Origin of the sequence: Nostoc sp. CHAB 5836 (assembly GCF_020829445.1) — a bacterium.
GTDB lineage: Bacteria > Cyanobacteriota > Cyanobacteriia > Cyanobacteriales > Nostocaceae > Nostoc.
Genome location: NZ_JAIVFV010000040.1, coordinates 1 through 18,096 on the forward strand (window position 1 = coordinate 1; position 18,096 = coordinate 18,096).

At 39.8% G+C, this 18,096-nt stretch carries 9 protein-coding genes; 7 read left to right on the plus strand and 2 right to left on the minus strand.

Annotated elements, in window-relative coordinates; all coding sequences use genetic code 11:
• Positions 1-3,172 (plus strand): amino acid adenylation domain-containing protein (locus LC605_RS10670; protein ID WP_229547523.1); only part of this gene is annotated, 3,172 nt, incomplete at its 5' end.
• 220 nt (positions 3,173-3,392) lie between these two features.
• Positions 3,393-6,728: a non-ribosomal peptide synthetase gene (locus tag LC605_RS10675; protein WP_229547524.1), complete on the plus strand. Its 3,336-nt coding sequence runs from the start codon at positions 3,393-3,395 to the stop codon at positions 6,726-6,728.
• Between the two features lie 255 nt (positions 6,729-6,983).
• On the opposite strand, the gene LC605_RS10680 is transcribed toward LC605_RS10675, so the two are convergent.
• Together LC605_RS10680 and LC605_RS10685 are read right to left on the minus strand one after the other, a co-directional pair.
• Entirely contained in the window at positions 6,984-7,775 is a 792-nt protein-coding gene (locus tag LC605_RS10680; protein ID WP_229547525.1) for an SDR family oxidoreductase, read from the minus strand.
• A 550-nt stretch (positions 7,776-8,325) separates the two neighbouring features.
• Positions 8,326-10,287: a hypothetical protein gene (locus LC605_RS10685; RefSeq protein WP_229547526.1), complete on the minus strand. Its 1,962-nt coding sequence runs from the start codon at positions 10,285-10,287 to the stop codon at positions 8,326-8,328.
• An 889-nt stretch (positions 10,288-11,176) separates the two neighbouring features.
• On the opposite strand from LC605_RS10685, the gene LC605_RS10690 reads away from it, so the two are divergent.
• The 5 genes from LC605_RS10690 to LC605_RS10710 all read left to right on the plus strand — a co-directional run bounded on the left by LC605_RS10690 (position 11,177) and on the right by LC605_RS10710 (position 18,091).
• Positions 11,177-12,571, plus strand: a complete 1,395-nt coding sequence (locus tag LC605_RS10690) for an NADH:flavin oxidoreductase (protein WP_229547527.1) — start codon at positions 11,177-11,179, stop codon at positions 12,569-12,571.
• A 66-nt stretch (positions 12,572-12,637) separates the two neighbouring features.
• On the plus strand, positions 12,638-14,104 hold the full coding sequence (locus tag LC605_RS10695; RefSeq protein ID WP_229547528.1) for a cytochrome c: 1,467 nt from the start codon (positions 12,638-12,640) through the stop codon (positions 14,102-14,104).
• An 11-nt stretch (positions 14,105-14,115) separates the two neighbouring features.
• Positions 14,116-14,541, plus strand: coding sequence for a hypothetical protein (locus tag LC605_RS10700; RefSeq protein ID WP_229547529.1), 426 nt, complete (start codon positions 14,116-14,118; stop codon positions 14,539-14,541).
• Positions 14,542-14,956: 415 nt separating this feature from the next.
• On the plus strand, positions 14,957-16,390 hold the full coding sequence (locus LC605_RS10705; RefSeq protein WP_229547530.1) for a cytochrome c: 1,434 nt from the start codon (positions 14,957-14,959) through the stop codon (positions 16,388-16,390).
• A 60-nt stretch (positions 16,391-16,450) separates the two neighbouring features.
• Positions 16,451-18,091, plus strand: coding sequence for a lipoxygenase family protein (locus LC605_RS10710; protein ID WP_229547531.1), 1,641 nt, complete (start codon positions 16,451-16,453; stop codon positions 18,089-18,091).
• Positions 18,092-18,096 lie beyond the last annotated feature (5 nt).

Here is an 18,096-nt window from a genome sequence, read left to right on the forward strand (position 1 = left end):
GAGCAAAAATCCGAAGTTTACGATTAATCTCACACTATTTAAGCGTTTACCTTTACATCCCCAAGTCAATGAAATTGTCGGAGACTTTACCTCTTTGACACTTTTGGAAGTCGATCGCTCAGTTTCTCAAAGCTTTAGCAACCACGCTCAACAATTACAGCAACAACTGTGGCAAGATTTAGATCACGGTTATATGAGTGGTTTGCAGGTACAGCGAGAACTTAGCCGTCAACGCCAAAGTTACCAATTTATGCCGGTGGTATTTACTAGTACGCTGGGTTTAGAATCACTTGGTCAGGATACATCAATATTAAGTCAGTTAGGGGAGATTGTTTACAGTATCACTCAAACCCCGCAAGTTTGGTTAGATAATCAACTCAGAGAGCAAAATGGAACTTTAATATTTAACTGGGATGCGGTGGAAGAACTTTTTCCCGCAGGTTTGCTGGATGAGATGTTTGCTGCTTACTGCGATTTGCTTCAGCGACTAATTACCTCAGATGCTGTTTGGAGCAAGATTCAGGGAGAATTACAACAACCTACAATTGCAAATTATCCCACCGCACCCATTTCTGAGGAAACTTTGCACAGTTTGTTTATCAAGCAAGTGCAAATTCAAGCTCATTCTCCAGCAGTCATCACCCCAGAGCGTACCCTAACTTATCAGGAATTATACCAACACGCTGTGCAATTGGCATCTCAACTGCGAGAATTGGGAGCAACCAGCAACAATGCGATCGCCGTTGTCATGGAAAAAGGTTGGGAGCAAATTGTCGCTGTACTAGGAATTTTAATCTCTGGTGCGGCTTATCTCCCCATTGATCCCGAATTACCAGCAGAACGACAATGGTATTTACTCACCCAAGGACAAGTTCAATTAATTGTCACTCAACCTCATCTTCACCTATCTTTACCATCAGGTGTTCAACAAGTATGTGTGGATCAACTCAGAGGAGATGGAGAAGATATAAAACTAGTCCAAACTCCCGATGATTTAGCTTATATCATCTACACTTCCGGTTCGACAGGTTCACCCAAAGGGGTAGCGATCGCTCATCGGGGTGCGGTGAATACCATTTTGGATATCAATCGACGCTTTGCAATTAAATCAGGCGATCGCATCTTAGCTTTATCAGCATTAAATTTCGATCTCTCAGTTTACGACATCTTCGGTATGTTAGCGGCGGGAGGAACAATAGTTATTCCCTCAGCAGATAAAACCAAAGATCCCGCACACTGGTTAGAGTTAATAGTATCTCAGCAAATTACCCTGTGGAACTCAGTTCCAGCTTTGATGCAAATGTTGGTAGAATATCTTACCAACCAAGCACAACAACCTTCATCTCTGCGTTTAGCTTTGTTGAGTGGGGATTGGCTACCTCTAAATTTACCAAATCAAATCCAAACATTGTGGTCAAATATCCAAGTTGTGAGTTTGGGAGGAGCAACAGAAGCTTCTATTTGGTCAATTTACTATCCAATTACCCAAGTCGATCCTAACTGGAAAAGTATTCCCTACGGCAAACCACTCGATAATCAACAAGTATATGTATTAAATCATAATTTGCAGCAAACTCCTGTTTGGGTGACGGGACAACTATATATTGGCGGTATCGGTTTAGCAAAAGGTTACTGGAAAGACGCAGAAAAGACAAACGCTAGCTTCATTACTCATCCAGTTACCAAAGAAAAATTATATAAAACAGGTGACTTGGGACGTTATTTACCAGACGGGAATATAGAGTTTTTAGGAAGAGAAGATTTTCAAGTCAAAATCAACGGTTATCGCATTGAACTTGGTGAAATTGAAGCCATATTAAAACAGCATCCCACTGTCAAACAAGCAGTAGTCACCACAGTGGAACAAACACAACAATTAGTTGCTTATATTGTCAGCGATGCTGCGAAGCAGCCGCTACGCGATCGCCACATCAAACCAACTCCCAATCTAGGAGAAGCTTACCAACCATCTCAACAAGCAGGAGTATTAAGCGATGCTGGAGAACGCATCGAATTTAAACTCCAGCAACCAGGAATCCGCAAATCAGAATCATCGCAAACTACTATTCACTTACCCAAATCTGAACTTGAGCAAACACTTCATCTAGAACGCCAAAGTTACAGACAATTTCTACACCAACAGATATCAATACAACAATTTAGCAACTTTGTCAACTGTCTCCAGCAAATGCAAGTGGGTGATTATCCCCTCCCCAAATATCGCTATCCTTCTGCTGGAAGTCTTTATCCCGTACAAACTTACTTATTCATCAAACCCAACCGCATCGAAACCCTTCCCGCCGGAATATATTATTATCATCCCAGCGACCACAATTTAATCTTACTCCACAGCACCAACGAAATAGACAGCAGCGTTTACCTTGAGAATCAACCACTTTTTGAACAATCCGCTTTTGCGATATATTTGATTGGGAAACTAAGTGCGATCGCACCGATGTATGGAGAACTCGCTAGAGACTTCTGTCTTTTAGAAGCAGGACACATCGGACAATTACTCATGAACAGCGCACCAACCCAAGAAATTGGTCTTTGTCCCCTTGGTTATTTAGAATTTCCCCAAATTCAGGATTTATTTAAACTAGAAGCAAATCAAATTCTCCTTTATAGCTTTGTTGGTGGGAAAATAGACCCAAGTGATTCTCAGCAATGGTCATTAGTTAAAAATCCTCAAGCTGCCAACTCGAATTTTACCCAGTTGCGAGAATATATACAGCATAAACTTCCACAATACATGATACCTGCTGAATATATTTTCATTGATACCTTACCCCTAACCCACAACGGAAAAATAGATCGAAAAGCTTTACCAACTCCCAATCTTGCAACATCCAAATCAGCAATTTTAGTACTTCCGCAAACTGAAACCGAAAAAAAAATAGCCGAGTTTGTCCAACAAATACTGCAAATTGAAGCTGTGGGAATACAGAATAATTTCTTTGAATTAGGAATAGATTCGCTCAAACTCGTACAGTTGAAGAATCACTTACAAACTCAACTTCAAGTCAACATTCCCATGCGCCAATTATTAGTGGAAACCACAAATATTCAACAACTAGCATTAGCCATTGACGAACAATTAATCATAGCCAAAATCACACAAAAACCCTTAGCCACAGAACAAGACGACGACAAAGAAACAATCCAAATCTGATAATAAAGCAATACAGTTCAGTTAAGCATTTCTCTCTTTTCTCTGTGTTCTCTGTGTCTCTGCGGTTCGTTAAAAAAATTGACTTTGACAGACTTGACTGAACCGTATTGAGAAATAAATAACAATTAAAAAATTGGCGCATCCCTACAAATAAATGAGATAAATCATCAATCATCAATTGAACAACTTTTCAGCAAAATATCAGAATGATAACTAACTTATGAACAAAAACCAACTTTTAATCGAACTCGAAAAACGAGGAATCAAACTCTGGTTAGAAAATGACCTATTAAACATCGAAGCACCAAAAGGAACATTAACACCAGAACTACGCGATTCCCTCAAAGAACATAAACCAGAAATTATTAAACTCCTAAATCTCAACAACATCAAAACAACCTCCCTACCAATCATCAAACCAAATCTTCAGCAACTTCACCAACCATTTCCACTCACCGACATCCAACAAGCACATTGGTTAGGACGCAATCAATTATTTGAATTAAGCCATGTCAGCAACCATGTTTACATAGAATTTGAAACTAATGATTTACAAATATCACGCCTTGCAGCAGCTTGGCAAAAACTTATTCAACGTCATGATATGCTACGGGCGATAGTATTACCCACAGGAGAGCAACAAATCTTAGAGAAAGTTCCCGATTATCAAATTACCATCTTAGATTTACGAGAATTAGAAACCCAAAAAATCGAAGCTGAGTTAACAGCAATCCGTGAAAAATTATCTCAGCAAAACTTACCTTCACACCAATGGCCTTGGTTTGATATTCGAGCCACTTATTTAAATCAACAACAAATTAGGCTGCATCTTAGCATGGATTTGTTGCTGATAGATGCTGCAAGTATTCGGATTCTATTTCACGAATGGAATCAACTTTATCAAAATCCCGAATTATCATTACCACCATTAGAATTATCATTTCGAGATTATGTGATTACCAAAAATTCTCTCCAAGACTCAGAATTAGTCAAGCGATCGCAAACCTATTGGTTCAATCGTTTAGATACTCTACCACCAGCACCGGAATTACCCCTAGCTTGTTTTCCTAGTGAATTAAAAGAGTATACATTCAAACGCTATGCTGGAAAACTGGAACCCCATATATGGCAAAAATTAAAACAGCGAGGTCAAAAAGCTGGTTTAACTCCTTCTCTCATCTTGCTAACCGCTTTTGCAGAAATTTTAACTTTGTGGAGTAAAAATCCTCACTTTACTCTGAATTTAACTGTACTTGAACGTCTACCCCTCCATCCTCAAATAAATCAAATTATTGGAGATTTTACCAATACAAATCTCTTAGCAATAGACAATTCATCTCCAAATACATTTACAAATCTAGCTCTAAAAATACAACAACAATTACTCCAAGATTTAGATTATACTTATATTAGTGGAGTAGAAGTATTGCGGAAATTGCTCAATCAAAAGCAAACAGAATTGACCGCAGCTATGCCTATAGTATTTAGTAGTGTTTTAGGTTTGGGTACTTTTGCTCAGAAAGATTTAGAATACAACTTTTTGGGAGAGGTGGTGTATGGTATTAGCCAAACCCCGCAAGTTTCCTTAGAACATCAAGTTGCAGAACACAATAGAAGCTTAATTTTTAACTGGGATGCAGTAGAAGCACTCTTCCCTATGGGGATGTTGGATGAAATGTTTACAGTTTACTGCAATTTGCTGGAGCGTTTAGCCCAAGAAGATGAATTGTGGACAGTACCCATAGAATTACTACCACCAATCCAAATTCATCATCCTCATACACCAATCCCGCAAACAGCTTTACTCCACACTTTGTTTTTTGAACAAGTATCTCAACGTCCACAACAACAAGCCGTCATTAGCAGCGATCGCATTCTCACCTATCAAGAGTTAAGCGATCGCGTCACTGAATTAGCACGACAACTAGGCGATCGTTCTCAGGTGGCGATCGCCATCATTATGGAAAAAGGTTGGAAACAGGTTGTCGCCGCTTTAGCTATCCTTGCTGCTGGTGGTATCTATGTCCCCATCGATCCAGGATTACCAAAGGAACGTATATGGTATTGTTTACAACAAGCACAAGTCAAGCTCATACTGACTGAAAGTTGCCTTGTTCATAGTCTGGAATATCCAGAGAACATCCCAACTTTGTGTATAGATTCATTACCAACTGCACCATCTCACCAGCCATACCAGCAAATCCCAAAACCCACAGACTTAGCCTATATCATCTACACCTCTGGTTCTACAGGAACACCCAAAGGTGTGATGATTACTCATGAAAGTGCAGTCAACACGATTTTAGATATTAACGAACGCTTTCGGATCAATTCAGGCGATCGCATTTTAGCTATTTCTGCTCTCAGTTTTGACCTCTCAGTTTACGACATCTTCGGCATCTTAGCAGCAGGAGGAACAATAGTCATTCCTGATGCTGCAAACACTAAAGATCCATCTCATTGGAGTGAATTAATTACCAAACACCAAGTCACAATTTGGAACTCAGTTCCGGCTTTCATGCAGATGTTAATTGAGTATAACTTAAATAATACTCAAGTTATATTTAATATTCTTAGGTTAGTTTTATTGAGTGGTGATTGGATACCCCTGCATTTACCCACTCAGATCCAAGCATTATCTCCACAAGCCGAAATCATTAGTTTAGGAGGAGCAACAGAAGCCTCCATCTGGTCAATTTATTATCCAATTACCCAAGTTGACCCCAACTGGAAAAGTATTCCCTATGGAAAACCACTTAAAAATCAATATATTTATGTGTTAAATACATCTTTAAAGAAATGTCCGGTTTGGGTGACAGGAGAATTATATATTGGCGGAATGGGATTAGCAAAAGGTTATTGGCAAGACGAAGAAAAGACAAACGCTGGTTTCATTATTCACCCAGTTACCAAAGAAAAATTATATAAAACAGGTGACTTGGGACGTTATTTACCCGACGGGAATATTGAATTTTTAGGAAGAGAAGATTTTCAAGTTAAAATCAATGGTTATCGCATTGAACTTGGTGAAATTGAAGCAACATTAAAACAGCATCCTACCGTTAAAGAAGTTGTAGTTACAACAATCTCAAAAACACAACAACTAATCACTTACATTGTTCCACAACCAGAGCCAAACATTTCCACTCAAGAAATACGTTCTTTTCTCCAAACCAAATTACCAGCATACATGATCCCCTCTACTTTTGTGTTGTTAGCATCTTTCCCCCTCACAGCAAATGGTAAAGTGGATCGTCAGGTGCTACCTATTCCTGAAGGTACGCAACCAGAATTAACACAAACTTTTACCCCGCCTCGTAACCAAGTAGAAGAACTATTAATCGCAACTTGGACGGAATTATTTCAACTTCAGCAAATCAGCATTTATGACAACTTTTTTGCATTAGGCGGACACTCATTTTTAGCACTACAATTAATCTCAAAAATCAATCATAAATTTCACATTAATATACCTCTCAGTACACTTTTTCACCATCCAACAGTAGCCGAATTAGGAAATTTTCTCATCCAAAATTATCACGCTTCCCCAGGTTAGTTGTTCTAGAGTTTGGCGTTCGTCGTTCGTTAGGGAGACAATATATCGCTTTGCTGGCATAGCTCATGGGTTAGTAAATATACACTTCTAAGTAAGTCGGCAAAAATAAATCAAACTATATTAAGAAACGTAAATACACTTTAAACCCTTATGAATGACAAAGGACAAAGGACAAATGACAGCCCTAGCCAGTTAGCTTTATTTGCGTCGCTCTACTTACTATCCGTCAAAATTGCTTTGACAGACCACTACAACTTATTTGGTTTCCTGCATATTTCTGACTAGTTTAGTCACTAGCTTTCTGGGGGTAAATCTTACAGATTCAGCGAGTAGCTTATTTTTAATTCCAGGAACAACAACGGTTTTGTTTTCCAATAGACCGCGATAGCCAATTTCGGCTACTGTTTCCGCAGTCATAATTTTTTGACCGCTTACCAGCTTTGAGTCTTCCATTGCGGCTCTTTGTTGAAAACCAGATTCTGTAGGCCCTGGACAAAGCGCTGTTACTGAGACACCTGTACCTTCTAATTCATTAGCGATCGCTTCTGTGAACGATAAAACATAGGCTTTACTAGCGTAGTATACTGCCATCAGAGGCCCTGGTTGAAAAGCAGCAGTCGAAGCCACGTTTAATATTTTCCCAGACCCCCGCTTAACCATACCCTTGAGGAATAACTTGGTTAAATGTGTGAGACATAAAACATTAACCTGTAGCAATTGCAGTTCAGCATTCAGGTCTATTTCGTTAAATAATCCGTAGGTAGCAAACCCTGCATTATTAATCAGCACATCAACATTGATAGATGCTTGTTCTAGCTCAGTCAAAATTTCTTCTGGGGCTGATGGATTAGATAAATCCTTGGAAATAACTTTGATATCAATGCCAAATTTATTTTTAAATTCATCGGCGATTTTATTCAGCTTTTCTACGCTTCTAGCTACCAACACAAGATTGTAACCATCCTGAGCAAATAACTTAGCGAATTCATAACCGATGCCGCCAGATGCACCAGTAATAAGAGCCGTTTGCTTGCGATTACTCTGCATAATTTATCCTCTCTTAACAAATTGAAAACAAATAGACATTTCCAGAAATTAAATACGTGCTATCTAAAACCCTTGTATAAACGTAGCAGTTCTATTTCTCCATTTTTTCAGAGATGTCTTATAAATCATTAGTTATTAGCCATTAGTAACCTAACGCTCTTGAACCTTACTTATTTTATGCTTAGAATAATTAAAAAGCCCTAATTAACTATAACTAAATCACTGACTACACAACAACAAGCACTCTCCACACTACTTAACAATCACAGTTATTGCCCAATACAGTTCAGTTAAGCATTTCTTTGTTCTCTTTCTTCTCTTTCTTTGCGTCCTTGGCGTCCTTCTCCCAGGGGGAGACGCTACGCGATGGCGGTTCGTTAAAAAATTGACTTTGGCAAAGAGTTTTAGCCTTAACTGAACTGTATTGAGTTATTGCCAGCGCGAAATTTCCAAGGGAACTGCCGCATTTGTTCCTAAGACTCTTTGTCTTACTCTTCTGCTATGAGAGGATCTACTGGGGTCAAATATTATCAACCCCAGCATATTAGTCTTAGAAAGTTTTCACGAACTCAATTAGGGCTTTCTTGTCTTCATCTGGCAGATTTGAGCCAAAATAATGCCCCTCATCTTCAACGAAGTCAGGAGACTTATTAGCTCTTAAAAGCACACGTGCCAACTTATTCTTAATTCCACCACCTGGTTTTAAGTCTTGGAAAAGGGTACTCAGATTCAGAGATGTAATCGCTTCTCTCATATTGATACTTGCCAGTAAATTCACAGGTGTACCTTTAGGAACAGGAATCCTAAATCTGGGATTCGGATCTCCTGAAGGAAGCTCTAATTTAGTATCTCGAGATGTTCTACTGATAATTCCCTCACGCTTTTCAGGCCACAATAGCTTTTCGATCGCATCCGTATAGGCTTCTACACGTCCTTTCACGGAAGGATCTTCGTTGTAAAGTCCTAGTGTGTTGTTGTGAAAAAGTGGTGCTGTTGCCCAAATACTTATTAGCGAAGGTGTACGATAATATCCTAAACCGCCATCCGGTATCTTAAATTCGATGGGTTTTTTCTCATCGAAGGGGTTATACAGCGTCAGATTTCCTGGTGATGGTAGTTCTTTGTAGGTCTTGGACGAGAACTGATCCCAAATATGCCCCTTAGTCGCATTTGTTCCCAGCGATCGCGCCGCATTCGTACCAATTAGTGTGACTGGATAACGTTGGTCATCAGACAAGAAGTTATGGTCTAAAAAATTACTACTAAGTACAGACTCTTCGTACCATTTTTGAGCCTGTTCGGGGTCAGCAGCAATCTCAGTAGGTGGCTTTTTGCTGGAATGGCAACTAGCACAGGTGCTGGCAAAAACCAGCTTGCCACGTTTGAGAACTTCTTCGTCTTTAGTCAAGAACTCTTCACCACCTGGTGCATCTTTAAGGTGCATCGGCTTGATGGTTTTCAGGAATGATTCGGCATCAGCCATGCGTGCTTCTGTCTGTCTCCAGTCTTCGCAATCCTTCCGCGCCTTGGCGATATCAAAAGGTCTTTGAGGAGTTCTGCCTAATAAAGGCTCATGGAGACTTGTCCAGTAATCGCCACACATCCCAATGTTGACATAGACGCGTAATGAGGCATTTGCCACTCCTGTGGAGTCTGCTCCATCCTTGAGAATATGATTAACATCTTTGGTTGAACCATTGTTCATTACCTCTGGATATGTGGGGCGATCGCCTAAATTAAAAATAGCGTTAATCGCATTCGGATTGTTGATGTGATCAGTGGCAATCCGCGAAGTATCAGAAGTCCCCGGTTTCTGAGATTTCAGTACTTGCTTAACAAAACTATTGTCCGCGATACTTCTTCCAAAGAATTCGCTTTCTTTGATGTACTGATTACCCAATGCTGGTACGAGGTTTTCCCATTTTGGGTGTTCCTTGTCTTTGGGTGGGTTAAGAGGATCTAACGCTACGTGACAGATAGCACAGGACTGACCAATCAAGTAGGGAGGCTCAACTTGTGAGGTTTTGAAATACTCGTTAGAGTTCCATTTTGCCTGGTCGAAGTTGGGGTTGGGAAACTTACGCAACCCAATAACACCAGTTGAGAGCGGGTCTTTACATTTATCTAGCTGCAATCCGTATTGATCTTTTTCTGTAGATTTTTCACATCCAGGATCGTTAATTGCGCCATATAGCTTGAATCGCTCGTCATGATCTTTTGAGTCAATCAGTTTTAGCAGGTCAGCACTGCCATGCGTTCGCTTCGCTAAATCACGATAGTACTTAGCGTTACCGCCAGTCCATAAGTACCAGGTACAACGACCCCGTTTCTCGGCATCTGTCAAATTCTCCTTTGTGTACTCTGGGAGTGGGAGATAACCGATGCCATCACAGTTATCAGGGTATTCGCTTACACTAGTGTCCGAGTACTTAGTACTTATGGACGCAGGTGTTTCACTATACTCATCAGCTAGAGCTGTAGGCGTTCCATAAAAGCCGCAGACTATAAACATAGTCACGAACAGAAGGAGCAGACAGCCCCTAAAAATTAGACTTGTCTTTTTCATAAAACTCTTTGTTTGTAACACCTAAGCCTTCTGGACTGCACCTCAAATTTGCAGAGGTACACTAATGCTTCATCACTAATTTCCCATTTTCCAGATTTAGTCTTGGGATATTTTGATGATTTAAAATGTACCTTGCTGAGGCTCGTTATCATGAACTTACTACACAAATTTGCAAAATGTCATCAATAAACTTTTATACATTTTTAACCCAAAACTTTAAAAAATTGTAAATTTACAGTGGTGCTCAATAACCAATTTGCTATGGTTAATCCGTTACCTACGTGCCTGGTGATTGTTTGTAACAAATTGTTACGTGCTTCTTTTCAGGTTGTTTTAACCTTAAAAAAGAAACAAAAAGACAAAAATTTTCACTTTTTTTAAGAATTTGTCTGTAAATACCGTAGCTTTACAAACTGCAAAAGTCTTTATATAACTGTAAAAACCAATAAGGATAAATATCCATGCTGAAACGTGGTAAGCAAATCTAAGTACAATATTTCATAAATTCGTAGCGAATTCTCTTTGCGTTCCTTTGCGCTTCCCTTTGCGCCCCTACCCTGCGGGAAGGCGAACGCGAGTGCGTCTCCAAGAGTTGCGCCTATGCGTTTAAATTTCAACTCTCAATTCACCACGAATTAATGCTGCATCTGTACTAAGTAACAAAAAATTAATACCTAGCGATCGCATCCGAAAACCTGCACCGTGGGTTTGTACACATAAAAAATTGCCCTCCCAGAGACACTAAAAATAATAGTTCTCTGGCGAGGCTATTAGTGCTACGAAGAATTCTGACGCCTAATCTTATTGCCGAAATAACCAAAAAGCAGAGAAACACATGGAAAACGATATTATCTTTGAACCATTAAGATTTCGTAATCTCACAGTAAAAAATCGGATATTTCGCTCTAGTATTTCCGGCAGGTGGGATAACTATGATGGTTCAGGTACCCAAGCCCGAATCAACTGGGAAGAAAAGTTTGCTCGTGGTGGTGTAGGGGCTATTATTACTTCCTTTGTCCCAGTCGCCATCCGGGGCATAATTATGCCCAATTACGCCACGATTCACTCTGATGAAACCGTTCCTTTTTGGCGAAAAGTAGGAGAAAAAGTCCATGAATATGACTGTAAATTTATCTTGCAATTAAGTCATTCTGGGCGACAACAAGATATTGGAGGTGTAGAAAACTTAGGAAAAAAAGCCTTAAGTTCTACTAGCACAACTGAGCCATTCCACGGGTTTCTGTGTCAAGCGATGACACTGGCAGAAATTAAAGAAACAATCCAATACTTTGCCGATGGTGCTAGACGTGTCCGGGAAGCAGGTTTGGATGGAATAGAATTGCATAGTGCTAATGGATATCTTTTTAATCAATTTCTCAGTTCTGGAATTAACGACCGTCAAGATGAATATGGTGGTTCATTAGAGAATCGAGCGCGGTTTTTACTAGATGTCATTAGAGCAATTCGCAAAGAAGTAGGCAACGACTTTCACCTACAATTCAAAATTAGTGCCGTTGACTATAACAACGCCGTCACCTTTTGGGAAAAACCAGGTAATACCATAGAAGATTCCATCCAAGTTTCTAAATGGGCAGAAGAAGCTGGGGCTGATGGCGTTCATGTATCAGCTGGTAGCTTATTTCCTCACCCACTTAATCCCATTGGTGATTTTAACTTTGATGTCATTACTAGAACTTATGACACCATGTTGTCGAGTGGCGTAGAAACCACACGCAACTACATTTTATTTCGCAATTCATTTTTGCATCCCGTTTTCAATCTTTTGTGGAATCGAGTGAAAAAACAATTACCTCCTCAGGCATTTAGCGGTGATGACGTAAAAGACCCCAAAATCAAGCAATTACTGGAAGAAAACCAAGGCAGAAACTTGCTGGATGCCAGAGAAATTAAAAAGCACGTTAATATTCCCGTATTATGTACTGGTGGTTTGCAACAGGCTTCTTATATTCGTCAGGCAATTAATGATAAGTATTGTGATGGTGTCACAATGGCTCGTACCTTAATTGCTAATAATGACTTAGTTAAATCTTTTCAAGCAGGTAAAGACCTGGCAGATCACCCCTGTACTTATTGCAATAAATGCCTACTGAATGTAACTGAGAATCCTTTAGGTTGTTACGAGCAGGATCGCTTTAATAGCTATGAAGAGATGATGGAAGAAGTAATGTCAGTCTTTCATCCGACTCAGTTTGCAAATTCATCTAAATAAAAAAGCGATGGGTATCACATTGACAATTTCGCTGACAAATAATCTCGACAATATGGGGAGTGTTTCATGAGTGAACAAACAAACCCTACCGTACTTTCAACCTCAATTAAGGGATTCTTCCGGCGGATTTGGGTCGTGATTGTGAGTGTTGTAGCAGTAGCAGCATTTTTTATTTGGCCTGTTTTTTTTAACTCCCCAGTGGATTATGCTGACATTGAAAACCACTTTAAATATGGTTCCATTGGCAGCGAACCCATCAATGGCATCCCTTACTGGATTTGGAAAGTTTTACCAGAACTATTCCCAGATAAATTACCTGGTAAAGGTTATACATCCTTGGGATTTATCAAAGAACCTGACAAAGATTTCCCTGTAGGTTTTTCGCAACGGAGAGTATTTATTGATCGTATTGGGTTGAATTGTGCTGTATGTCATACAGGAACGCTGCGAGATACCCCCAATAGCGAACATCAAGTGATTACAGCAATGCCTGCTAATGTACTTAATTTACAGGGATATATCAAATTCTTATCAGCAGTTGGTGTGGATGAGCGCTTTACTGCTAACCGGATGTTGCCAGAAATTGAAGAAATCAGTGGTGGTCTTAATCCCATTGAACAATTACTTTATCGCTATATTGCAATTCCCCAAACTAGAGATGCGCTCATTAATCAGGCATATCGACTTAAGTTTGTTGAAAAACAACCAGATTGGGGCCCAGGAAGAGTAGATACTTTTAATCCTTATAAAGCAATTCAATTCCATTTCCCAATGGATAAATTACGTAAGGATGAACTGATTGGTACTTCTGATTTTCCCTCAATTTGGAATCAAAAACCCCGCGAGGGATTGCAGTTGCATTGGGATGGGAATAATAAGTCTGTTGATGAACGTAATAAGAGTGCAGCTTTAGGGGCTGGAGTCACACCTACCACGATTGATTTGCCTCGGATTCAGCGAGTTGCCGATTGGCTTTGGGAACTACCACCACCAAAATATCCCTACGAAGTTAACGAAACTTTAGCAGCCACAGGCAAACCACTTTTTGAAAGTAATTGCGCTAGCTGTCACGCTTTTGGCGGTGCGTATACAGGCAAAGTTGTACCAATTCAAGAAATTGGTACAGACCCTCATCGTCTCGACTCATATACCTACGAAACGATGTCTAACCAAAATACTCTGTATGCAGGCTATCCGTGGCGGTTTAAGAATTTCCGCAAGACGAATGGCTATGCCAACATGCCCCTTGATGGTGTTTGGTTACGCGGCCCTTATTTGCACAATGGTTCAGTCCCCACCTTACGGGATTTGCTAGAAACACCAGAAAATAGACCAAAAGAGTTTTATCGTGGCTACGACGTGATCAACAGAACAAAAGTTGGCTTTGTATCTGATCTAGGTGAAGAAAACGGGAAAAAATACTTTAAATTCGATACAACAAAACCTGGAAATAGTAACAGTGGCCACTTATACGGCACTGATCTTTCGACAGAAGATAAAGATGCGCTAGTTGAGTACATGAAGAAACTTTAAAAGGAGAAAAAATGAATACTTACGCTAAATGGTTTAGTCGCGTTACTTGGCTTGGTATTATCGCTAATATGTTTTTTGTCATTCCTTCTTGCTTCTTTCCAGAGCTAATGCTAACGTTACTTCATATGCATATACCTATGCCCATTATCTGGGTTCGTACTGCGGGAATGCTGTTATTTATTATTAGTGCATTTTATATCCCTGGAGCAATTGACCCATACCGATATCAGGCAACAGCATGGATATCAATATTTCCTTCAAGAGCTTTTGGATCAACATTTTTTATTTGTGCAGTGCTTTTCTTTGGTCAAGATAAAGGATTTTTATCCATTGCCTTTGTAGACCTGTTTTTTGGATTAGCGGAAGTAATTTTTCTGACACTAGCAATGCGCGACCAAAATGCAATTGCTGCAACTCCAGTGAAGCAATTCTCCTAATTTTATCCCTAGTAGTATGTCTGATGAATTTTGATGAGTTCTTAGTATGCACAAAGGGTGCTTAAAAATCCAGGACTAAAGTCCTTACTACGAACTTGTTGACTCATCATAACTAATGCGATAAACCACTAGTATAGTGTGGGTATATTGCCTGCACTACAAACTCGGATTTCTCACAAGTTTTGCTCCCGCTTGCTGCCAACTCTTGGAGACGCACTCACGTTCGGCATCGCTATGACCAAAGCTTTACCCTGCTTAGATTGTGAGCATTTTAGACACTGCACAAATCACAACAGTATGTGAACGAGGTATTTGATCTCAAGTCTAAGTGGCATAAGGGTTTTGGGCTAGTGGTTTAAATCTTTGTGAGAAATCCGGGCAAACAGATTCTTCTGTAAAGGAGCAAGAGAGTGCCATGACAATACTCAAAGATAAAATAGGTAGGGTAATCACAAGCATTGTCTTAGTTGTGATCCTTTTAGTTGGTGTAGTTGGGTATGTGGGATGGTACAACCTTCTTCGAGAGGTTCCCACATATTATGAGTCGCCTGAAGAACATTTTAAATATGGTTCTATTGGCACAGAAGAAGCACAAGGTGTTCCCTATTGGATTTGGATGGTACTACCGCGAATATTCCCTGATAAGTTACCACGCCCAGGTGGTTACACTTCCTTGGGAATAACATGGGAAGAGGGTAAAGAAATGCCAGTTGGGTTTACGAAAAAAACCATTGGCTTCCCTCGCGTCGGTATAACTTGCGCTGTTTGCCATACCGCCACCTATAGAAAAACAGAGAAAGATAAACCGACAATTGTGGCCGCAGCCCCTGCGAATAAGTTTGATTCACAAGGCTATTTACGATTTTTGAGTGCAACTGCTGGTGACCCCAGATTTACAGCAGATTATATCCTTGATGAAATCAAATATAGTTATCGGCTTTCCTGGTTAGAAAACCTACTTTATCGCTATCTGCTAATTCCTCAAACTAAGAAAGCGCTGCTGCAACAAAAAGAAGATTATAGTTGGACAGATTCCCGTCCTAACTGGGGGTCTGGTCGAATTGACCCTTTTAATCCAGTTAAATTCAATACTTTAAAGTTGCCCAAAGATAACACTATTGGCAACTCTGATATGATGCCTCTTTGGAATCAAAAGATGCACAAAGGGTTTGCTCTACATTGGGATGGGTTAGAAACTTCATTAACAGAAACTGTTCAAACTGGAGCAATTGGTGATGGTGCTACCAAGAAATCACTTCCTGTAGCTGACTTACAACGGGTAGAAGATTTTATTCAAGAATTACCACCTCCCAAATATCCATTTGCTATTGATGAGCAAGTGGCTGTAAAAGGAAGTCAAATTTTTGCTAATACTTGTGCATCTTGTCACGCTTTTGGTGGAGAAAGAACAGGTACTGTCATTCCTGTGGAAGAAGTGGGAACTGACCGGCATCGGTTAGATATGTGGACGCAGGAAGGAGCAGATACTTACAATCATTTTGGTGATGGCTACCCTTGGGACTTTAAAAACTTACGCAAAACCAATGGGTATGTATCTGTTTCCCTAGATGGTTTGTGGTTAAGATCGCCATATTTACATAATGGTTCAGTCCCATCTCTACAAGATTTGTTAGAAAAACCCGAAAAGCGTCCTCAAGTTTTCTATCGGGGATATGATGTCTACGACCCGAAAAAAGTTGGCTTTATTACTGAGGGAGATGAAGCCAAGGCTGTAGGTTTTAAATACGATACAACCGTAGCTGCTAATTCCAATCAGGGGCATATTTATGGAACTGATTTATCTGGTGAGGAAAAAAAAGCCTTGATTGAATATCTGAAAACCATGTAAGTATCGAATTGACGTTAATCATTTACGAGCAAATCATAAAAATTTGAATTGGAGATAATTATGAAACCATACTTACCGCAGAATGATCCAAATAGTAACTATCGAACAAGTTGGCTGGATAAAAATCGAGAAGAGTACAATTTTAATTATGATTATCTAGCTCCTTTGCCAGTAATTGATAAAGTGCCTCACAAGGAAATATTTTCAGCAGAATATACTGCTAAACGCTTGGCAAGTATGGCAACTCTAGCACCAAATATGTTGGCTGCTAAAGCCAGAAACTTCTTAGACCCGCTAGATGAGTTGGAAGAATATGAAGACCTTTTATCACTACTACCAAAACCCGATGTCATAAAGAATTACAAAACAGACTCGTGTTTTGCTGAACAACGACTTTCTGGAGCAAACCCATTAGCTATCCAAAAAATTGATGTATTACCTGATAATTTTGCTGTAACTGATTACCATTTTCAGAAGGTTGCAGGTTCAGAATTTACTTTGGAAAAGGCACTCAAGGAAGGCAAGCTGTATTTCTTAGATTACCCTTTGCTATCTGATATTCAAGGTGGTGTCTACAATAATGTTAAAAAGTACCTTCCCAAGCCGCAAGCTCTATTTTACTGGCAAAGTGATGATAGTCATAATGGTGGTTCTCTAGTACCTGTTGCTATCCAGATTAATCATGACTCCGGCGCAAATAGCCTAATCTATACACCAGATGACCCTCATTTAGATTGGTTTTTGGCAAAAACTTGCGTCCAAATTGCTGATGGGAACCATCAAGAATTGGGTAGTCATTTTACCTATACCCATGCAGTTATGGCTCCGTTTGCAATTGTAACTGCGCGGCAATTAGCAGAAAACCATCCCATCGCTTTACTGTTAAAACCCCACTTCCGTTTCATGCTATTTGATAACGATTTGGGACGCACTCAGTTTTTACAGCCCGGAGGCCCGGTTGATGAGTTTATGGCAGGTTCATTGGCGGAGTCTGTTGGATTTGTGGCGAAGACTTATGAAGAATGGAGTGTAGAAAAGTTTACCTTCCCTCGGTTAATAAAAAGTCGTCAAACAGATGACCCAGCAATTTTACCGCACTTTCCTTTCCGAGATGATGGCATATTAATCTGGAATGCCATCGACAAGTTTGTGGCTGAATACTTGCAACTCTATTATAAAACTTCACAGGATCTCAGTGATGACTATGAATTGCAAAATTGGGCTAGGGAATTAGTCGCCCAAGATGGTGGTAGAGTCAAGGGAATGCCAGCCAGGATTGAGACTCTAGAACAACTGATTGAAATCATTAGTGTAGTAGTCTTCACTTGCGCTCCTCTACATTCTGCTTTGAATTTTTCTCAGTACGAATATATGGCTTTTGTACCCAATATGCCCTATGCTGCTTATCATCCAATTCCAGAAACTAAGGGTGTGGACTTGGAAACTATCATGAAGATACTTCCCCCTTTTAAACAAGCTGCCGATCAGGTAATGTGGACTGAGATTTTAACATCTTTCCATTATGACAAATTAGGTTTTTATGATGAGGAGTTTGCTGATCCATTGGCTCAGGAAATTGTGGTGCAATTCCAACAGAATTTGCATCAAATAGAACGGCAGATAGATATCAGAAATCAAACTCGTCCTATACCTTACAATTACCTCAAGCCTTCGCAAATTATTAATAGCATCAATACTTAAGTTAG

Excerpts from the sequence above, each read along its gene's own strand:
- LC605_RS10690 (WP_229547527.1), top strand. The coding sequence starts at position 11,177 with ATGGAAAACGATATTATCTTTGAACCATTAAGATTTCGTAATCTCACA.
- LC605_RS10700 (WP_229547529.1), top strand. The coding sequence starts at position 14,116 with ATGAATACTTACGCTAAATGGTTTAGTCGCGTTACTTGGCTTGGTATT.
- LC605_RS10675 (WP_229547524.1), top strand. The coding sequence starts at position 3,393 with ATGAACAAAAACCAACTTTTAATCGAACTCGAAAAACGAGGAATCAAA.
- LC605_RS10680 (WP_229547525.1), bottom strand. The coding sequence starts at position 7,775 with ATGCAGAGTAATCGCAAGCAAACGGCTCTTATTACTGGTGCATCTGGC.
- LC605_RS10710 (WP_229547531.1), top strand. The coding sequence starts at position 16,451 with ATGAAACCATACTTACCGCAGAATGATCCAAATAGTAACTATCGAACA.
- LC605_RS10695 (WP_229547528.1), top strand. The coding sequence starts at position 12,638 with ATGAGTGAACAAACAAACCCTACCGTACTTTCAACCTCAATTAAGGGA.
- LC605_RS10685 (WP_229547526.1), bottom strand. The coding sequence starts at position 10,287 with ATGTTTATAGTCTGCGGCTTTTATGGAACGCCTACAGCTCTAGCTGAT.
- LC605_RS10705 (WP_229547530.1), top strand. The coding sequence starts at position 14,957 with ATGACAATACTCAAAGATAAAATAGGTAGGGTAATCACAAGCATTGTC.